At 73.0% G+C, this 6431-nt stretch carries 7 protein-coding genes; all 7 read right to left on the reverse strand.

Features of this window, described 5'->3' with window-relative positions; genetic code table 11:
- Nucleotides 1-21: 21 nt before the first annotated feature.
- Nucleotides 22-936 carry an oxidoreductase gene (locus AB0K37_RS25580; RefSeq protein ID WP_363985225.1) on the reverse strand — a complete coding sequence of 305 codons (915 nt, stop codon included), beginning with the start codon at nt 934-936 and terminating at the stop codon, nt 22-24.
- A 131-nt stretch (nt 937-1067) separates the two neighbouring features.
- On the reverse strand, nt 1068-1556 hold the full coding sequence (locus AB0K37_RS25585) for a glutathione peroxidase (protein ID WP_363985227.1): 489 nt from the start codon (nt 1554-1556) through the stop codon (nt 1068-1070).
- A gap of 111 nt (nt 1557-1667) precedes the next feature.
- A complete protein-coding gene (locus AB0K37_RS25590; protein ID WP_363985229.1) occupies nt 1668-1823 on the reverse strand; it encodes a hypothetical protein in 156 nt (51 codons plus the stop codon).
- A gap of 171 nt (nt 1824-1994) precedes the next feature.
- The gene (locus AB0K37_RS25595; RefSeq protein ID WP_179278923.1) at nt 1995-2153 is read right to left on the reverse strand and encodes a hypothetical protein; all 159 of its coding nucleotides are present in this window, start codon (nt 2151-2153) and stop codon (nt 1995-1997) included.
- Nucleotides 2154-2238: 85 nt separating this feature from the next.
- Nucleotides 2239-2532, reverse strand: a complete 294-nt coding sequence (locus AB0K37_RS25600; protein WP_363985231.1) for a hypothetical protein — start codon at nt 2530-2532, stop codon at nt 2239-2241.
- A gap of 67 nt (nt 2533-2599) precedes the next feature.
- Nucleotides 2600-3763, reverse strand: a complete 1164-nt coding sequence (locus AB0K37_RS25605) for an LCP family protein (protein ID WP_363985233.1) — start codon at nt 3761-3763, stop codon at nt 2600-2602.
- Nucleotides 3764-3979: 216 nt separating this feature from the next.
- The coding region (locus AB0K37_RS25610; protein WP_363985235.1) for an AAA family ATPase at nt 3980-6431 on the reverse strand (2452 nt) is incomplete at its 5' end.

Consider the following 6431-nt stretch of genomic DNA (forward strand, 5'->3'; position numbering starts at 1 on the left):
CCCGGGCGACGGCGGGCGGCGCTAGGCCTTCGGCTGGGCGTACGTGACGCCGGTGAGGTTCTCGGACACGTCCCAGAGGCGCTCGCCCAGGCCGGGACGGTCCGCATGCCGGGGCGTGACGACCTTGGCCGGAGCGCCCCGGTACTGGAACAGGCGGGGGCCGTAGCAGGCCCCGCCGCGCACGTCCGGCGCCGTCGCGGCGTAGAGGGACGGGAGCGCGCCCGCGGCGGCCGACTGCGCCACCACCGCGTTGCCCAGCCCGGTGGCCTTCTCCATGAGCGTGTTGCCCTGCATGCGCGGCCCCGTCCGCTGCAGGTTCGTCGCGGCGTAACCGGGGTGGGCGGCGACGCTGGTCACCTCCGGGACGCGCCGGTCCAGTTCCTTGGCGAAGACCAGGTTGGCGAGCTTGGCCTGGCCGTAGGCGGCCCACTTGCGGTACCGGCGCTCGCCCTGCAGGTCGTCGAAGTCGATGCGGCCCGTCCAGGCGAAGCCGGAGGTGACGGTGACGACGCGGGCGGACGGGGCGGCGCGCAGCGCGGGCAGCAGGAGGCCGGTGAGCGCGAAGTGGCCGAGGTGGTTCGTGCCGAACTGCATCTCGAAGCCGTCGGCGGTGGAGCGGCGCGGGATCGCCATCACCCCGGCGTTGTTGACCAGGATGTCGAGCGGCGCCTCGCCGTGCCGGGCCGCGAACTCCCGCACGGACGCCAGGTCGGCGAGGTCCAGGGAGTCCAGGACGAGGTCGCCCCGCGGCGCGGCGGTCGTCATCCGCTCCAGGGCGGCCCGGCCGCGTTCGGCGCTGCGGCAGGCCAGCACGACGGACGCGCCGTGCCGGGCGAGCTGGAGCGCGGTGTGGTAGCCGATGCCGCTGTTGGCCCCGGTGACGATCGCCTGCCGCCCGCGCAGATCGGGGATGTCGCCGGCCGTCCATCCGCCCATGGGGCACCTCCACGTCATATCGCGAATCCACAAGTTAGACGGGCCATCGAATACGAGGCAACGCCCACGCGATGTGGCGCGGTTCACACCCCCGGCGAACGCGCCCTCCGCCCGGAGGGCGCGTTTCCCGGTCAGGCGGGAAGAGCCCTCTCGATGGCGGTGACGACCTCGGCGGACTCCGGCTCGGTCTGGGGTGCGAAGCGGGCCGCGACGGCGCCGTCCGGAGCGATCAGGAACTTCTCGAAGTTCCACCGGATGTCGCCGGTGTGGCCCTCGGCGTCGGGGACGCCGACGAGCTCCCGGTACAGCGGGTGCCGGCCCTCGCCGTTGACCTCGACCTTCTCGGTCATCGGGAACGTGACCCCGTAGGTCGCCGAGCAGAACTCGGCGATCTCCTCGGAGGTGCCGGGCTCCTGCCCCATGAACTGGTTGCAGGGGACGCCGAGGACAGTGAAGCCCCGTCCGGCGTACGTCTCCTGCAGCCGCTCCAGGCCGGAGTACTGCGGGGTGAGGCCGCACTTGGAGGCGACATTGACCACCAGGACGGCCTTGCCCCGGTACTGCTCGAGGTCCGCGGGCCCGCCGCGCAGGCCCTCGATCTCTACGTCGAAGACAGACATGTGGCCGATCCTAGGAGATCGCTCCGCGGATCGGCCGCGTCCTCGCCGCTGACGCCGCCGGCGGGCGGGTGGCTTCCGCCGCCGGCCGCCCTCACGCCCTCAGGGCGCCGGTCACTTGCCCAAGGCGTTCACGAAGGCGGCGAGCTGGTTGCCCGCGTTGCCCAACTCACTGAAGGCGTTGTTGACCACTCCTGCCGCATCCGTCGGTGAGCTCAGCAAGTAGAAGATGACGAAGGCGATCGCCACATAGCGGAGGTTCTTCTTCATCCGTAACGCCATCCCTGTTCGTAGCGCGCGACACAATCGACCCGATCTCCATTGTGCCCAGCCGCGTCTGCCCGCAAAGCGCGATTTTACTGTGACGTACGGGCAACTTCATGGTGGCGTCGCGAAGACAGGCTCCGCACCGGCGGGGGTACGGGGCCCGGCACCCTCCGGTCAGTTCGGGATGGCGCTCATGAACTGCGACAACGACTCGGCGGCGTTGCCGAGCCCGCTCAGGGCGCCGTTGACGAGATGCGCCGCCCCCTCGGGCCTGCTGATGACGTACCACGCCGTGAAGGCGATGGCGGCGATCTTCATGTGCTTCTTGTTCACTTCAACCACCCTCTGCGGTCGATCACTTACTCACAGTGATTCCCCAGGGTGGCCTATGAGAGATCAAGAGGGGACAAAGAGCGGGTCAGGTCCCCTTGGCGTGCCGGTGGAGATAGTCGATGTAGAAGGGCCGGAGGGCGTCGGCCATCTCGCCCTCCCCCGCGTGCGTGAACTCCTCCAGCAGCGACAGGCCGTGGAGGAGGTCGAACTCGGCGCGGCCGACCTCCCCCGTGGCCGCCGCGGCGGCCGGGATGGCGCGCAGCAGGTCCCACACGAAGCCGACGTCGCGCCGCTCCCTGGCGACGCCCATCGCTCGCTCGTACAGCTCCTTGGACGTCAGCTCGTCCAGATTCCCGCCGTCCGGCGTCTGTTCGGACATGATCCGACTCTATTCGAGCGTCCGGCCCGTCACCTCGCGCCGGGCGGCGAGGCTCCGGGCCGGGCCGTCACTTCGTGATGACGCTCGACGGGATCTCCTGGTCCTGCTTCAGCGCGCCGAAGAGCGTGGACGCCTTGGACCTGTCCCAGGTGATGTAGGACCCGGCGGAGGCCGAGCTTCCCGCGCCCCCGATCGGGACGGTCGTCGTGACGCCGCCGCCGCCGCTGACGCCCTTCATCGCCCACATCATGCGGACCAGGTCGTACAGGTGGTCGCCGTCGTCCACCAGGAAGTTGCTGGTGGCGTTCATGGCCAGCGGGACGCTGCGGAACGGGTTGAGCATCGTGCCCGGACTCGTGGCCTTCTTCATCAGCGCGCCGAAGAACTGCCGCTGGTGCTCCACGCGTTCGAGGTCGGCGCGGGCGAAGGCGCGGGTCCGGACGTAGCCGAGCGCCTCGCCGCCGTCAAGCGTCTGGCACCCGGCCTTGAGGTTCAGCCCCGCCTTGCGGTCCTTGATGTTCTCCTTGACGCAGATGTCGACGCCGCCGACGGCGTCCACGACGCCCACGAAGCCGCCGAAGCCGATCTCGGCGTAGTGGTCGATGTGGAGCCCGGTGGCCTTCTCCACGGTCTGCACGAGCAGCTTGGGGCCGCCGAAGGCGAAGGCCGCGTTCAGCTTGTTCGAGCCGTGCCCGGGGATCGGGAGGTAGGAGTCGCGCGGCAGGCTGATGAGGGACGTCCCCCCGGAGCCGTAGTGCAGCAGCATCATCGAGTCGGTGCGGCGCCCGGAGGCGAACCCGGTCGCGAGGCGCTTCTGGTCGTCCTTCGACAGGCCCTCGCGGCTGTCGGAGCCGACGATCAGCCAGTTCGTCCCGGGGGTGTCGGCGACCCGGCCCGCGTAGTCGACGAGGACCGACTCGCGCTTCAGCCGGGAGTCCAGGTAGAAGTAGCCGCCGACGACGACCACCAGGAGCACGGCGAGGAGGCCGCCGAAGACCCGCGGCCAGCGCCGCCGGCGCCGCCGCCGGTAGGGGCCGCCGCCGTGGGGGCCGCCCTGGTCGACCCGTCCCCCGGCGAGCTGGTCGCCGGCGTACGGGTCGTCGTACGGGTCCCCGTAGGTGTCCCGCCCGTAGGCGGCGTGGTGGTGCTCCGCGCGTGCGGAGTTCTCCCTGCTGCGCCCCACGGGGTCGCCCTCCTTGCGTGTCCGGCCCTGCGGCCAGCCGTCGGTCATGCCGTAGACCCTAGACAACCCGGGCGTGCCGCGCGTCCGTCCGGCGCATGATTGTCCACACCAACAAATCACCGCGCTCTGGGAGGAAAGAACCGGACATCCTCCCTCTTAAGGCGCACGCTGCCGCCGACCGGTAGTACGCGCGCACGACGGCGCACGTGCGCACGACGCCCCTCCCGGCGGGAGGGCCTCGCCGGCCGTTCCGGCGCCGCCCGGCTAGATGTAGAGGCCGAGGCCTCCCTCCTCCTCGCGCGGCGGGGCCTCGGGCAGGTCCTCGGGGCGCAGCAGCGCGACCTCGGCGGGGTCGATCTCGCCTGCCGCCGCGTCCTCCTTGGCGGTGATGCGCTGGGCCTGCCGGGAGATCGTCGCCTCCAGCAGGTTCCGGACGAGCCGGGCGTTGCCGAACGAGGAGCCGCGCGGCTGGGCCGCGACGAGGCGGCGCAGCCCGTCCAGGATGCCGGGGGCGAGCGCGAACCCGTCCTCCGCCGCCATGAACTCGAAGATCGTGACGAGTTCGTCGTCGGAGTAGTCGGGGAAGCGCAGCCGCTTCGGGAACCGCGACTTCAGCCCGGGATTGGCGTCCAGGAAGCGCTCCATCTCGGCGTCGTAGCCGGCCACGATGACCACCAGGTCGCCGCGGTGCTCCTCCATCAGCCGCAGCAGCTCGGCGATCGCCTCGTGGCCGAAGTCGCGCCGGTCGCCGCCGCCGGACGCCAGCGTGTAGGCCTCGTCCACGAACAGCACGCCGCCGAGGGCGCGGCCGACCGCGTCCCGCACGCGCGGCGCCGTCTGCCCGATGAACTCGGCGACGAGGTCGGCGCGGCTGACCTCCACCAGGTGCCCGGACGACAGCAGGCCGAGCCGGGCGAACACGGCGGCGATCAGCCGCGCGATCGTCGTCTTGGCCGTGCCCGGGTTGCCGGAGAACACCATGTGCCGCGCCGGGGGCGCGGGCGACACCTTGGCGTCGCGCCGCAGCTGCTCGGCGCGGACCTCGGCGACCAGCGCCGCCACCTCCCGCTTGATGTCGGCCAGGCCGATCAGCCGCTCGACCTCGGCGAGCGGGTCGCCGGGGACGTCGTCGCGGCCGCGGGTGAGGGTGTCGGGCACGTCCTCCGGCAGGATCACGTCGAGGGACTCGTCCTCGTCGACGATCCCGTCGGCCAGGACGCGGCGCCCCTGCCCCGCGACGGCCCGTTCGAGCAGGTTCGTCATGATGCGGACGTTGCCGACCCCGCGTTCGCGCGGCGCCGCCTCGACGAGCGCGCGCACCTTGTCCAGGACGCCGGGGGCCAGCTCGAACCCCGAGTCGGCGGCCTTGGCGGTGAACACCTCCACCAGCTCCCCGTCGGTCAGGTCGGGGAAGCGGAGCGTGCGGGGGAAGGCGGCGGCGAGGTCGGGGTGGGCCTTCAGCAGCCCGTTCATCTCGGCCGCCGGGCCGGTCAGCACCACGACGAGGTCCTCGGTGTGCGCCTGGACGCTCGTCAGCAGCACGTCCAGCACCTCGCGGCCGCGCGCCGCGTCGGCCGCCGCCGATACCAGGGCGTGCGCGTCGCGGACGACCAGGACGCCGCCGTGGGCCTGCTCCACCGCCCTGCGGACGCGCAGGACGCTCTCGCTGGCGTACTCGCCGAGCAGGTCGGCGCGCTCCACCTCGACCGTGTGGCCGGACGACAGCACGCCGAGGTCGGCGTAGATCCGGCCGAGGATCCGCGCGACCTTGCCCTTGCCCGTGCCGGTGTTGCCGGTGAAGACCAGGTGCCGCAGCCGGGTCCGCGCCGTCATGCCCGCCTCGCGGCGCAGCCGGGCGGCCTTGGCCTCGGCGACGAGCGCGTCGACCTCCCGCTTGACGGGCTCGATGCCGACGCAGGCGGCCAGCTCGGCGAACGGGTCGGACTCGGCGGGGCTGCCGGCGATGAGCCGCTGCGGCAGGTCCGCGGCGGTGATCTCCAAGGGTCCGGCGTCCGTCCCGTCCTCCCGGGCCCGCCGGTCCGTCGCGGCGACGGCCTGGCCCGCCATGTGCTCCACCAGCCGGGCGCCGCGCAGGTTCAGCATCGGCGGGGTGCGGCGGAGCAGGGCGCCGGCGGCCGCGGCGACCTCCGCGCCGGCGCGCGCGCCGCGCCGCGCGACGGCCAGGGCGAACAGCTCGGCGAAGTCGTCCTCGGCGAAGTCGCGGGTGCGGGCGACGTCGAACGCCCGGACCAGCGCGGGGTTGGCGTCGAAGAGCCGCCGGTCGCCGCCGGGGCGGCACAGGGCGACGACGTTCAGGGACGGCGAGCGCGCCATGAGCCGCCGCAGCTCCTCGGCGGCGGCGGCGCCGCACCGCTCGTGCGCGGCGAGCTTCTCCAGGTCGTCCACGACCAGGAGCATGCGGCCCTCCAGGCAGTCGCGCACGCGGGCCTGCAGCCACAGGACGGCGTCGCTCACGCCGAGCGAGGCGAAGACCTGGTCGGAGATCCACAGCGCCTCGCGGACGGCGCCGCCCTCGCCGAGGGCGGCCTCGACGATCTCGGCGGCGGTGCCCTTGCCGGTGCCCTCCGGGCCCGCGACGAGCAGCCGGACCGGCCGCCGCCCGGCCAGCCGCGCCGCCACGGCCTCCTGGACCGCGCGCGACAGCTCCGGCTGCCCGATCAGCGGCGGCCCGCTCTCCTCGGCGGGTTCGGCCCGC

Origin of the sequence: Actinomadura sp. NPDC049753 (genome assembly GCF_040674655.1) — a bacterium.
GTDB lineage: Bacteria > Actinomycetota > Actinomycetes > Streptosporangiales > Streptosporangiaceae > Spirillospora > Spirillospora verrucosospora.

What these genes read in the sequence shown, in the direction of transcription:
- AB0K37_RS25580 (WP_363985225.1), bottom strand. Translation starts at nt 936, where the DNA reads ATGGGCGGATGGACGGCCGGCGACATCCCCGATCTGCGCGGGCGGCAG.
- AB0K37_RS25585 (WP_363985227.1), bottom strand. Translation starts at nt 1,556, where the DNA reads ATGTCTGTCTTCGACGTAGAGATCGAGGGCCTGCGCGGCGGGCCCGCG.
- AB0K37_RS25590 (WP_363985229.1), bottom strand. Translation starts at nt 1,823, where the DNA reads ATGAAGAAGAACCTCCGCTATGTGGCGATCGCCTTCGTCATCTTCTAC.
- AB0K37_RS25600 (WP_363985231.1), bottom strand. Translation starts at nt 2,532, where the DNA reads ATGTCCGAACAGACGCCGGACGGCGGGAATCTGGACGAGCTGACGTCC.
- AB0K37_RS25605 (WP_363985233.1), bottom strand. Translation starts at nt 3,763, where the DNA reads ATGACCGACGGCTGGCCGCAGGGCCGGACACGCAAGGAGGGCGACCCC.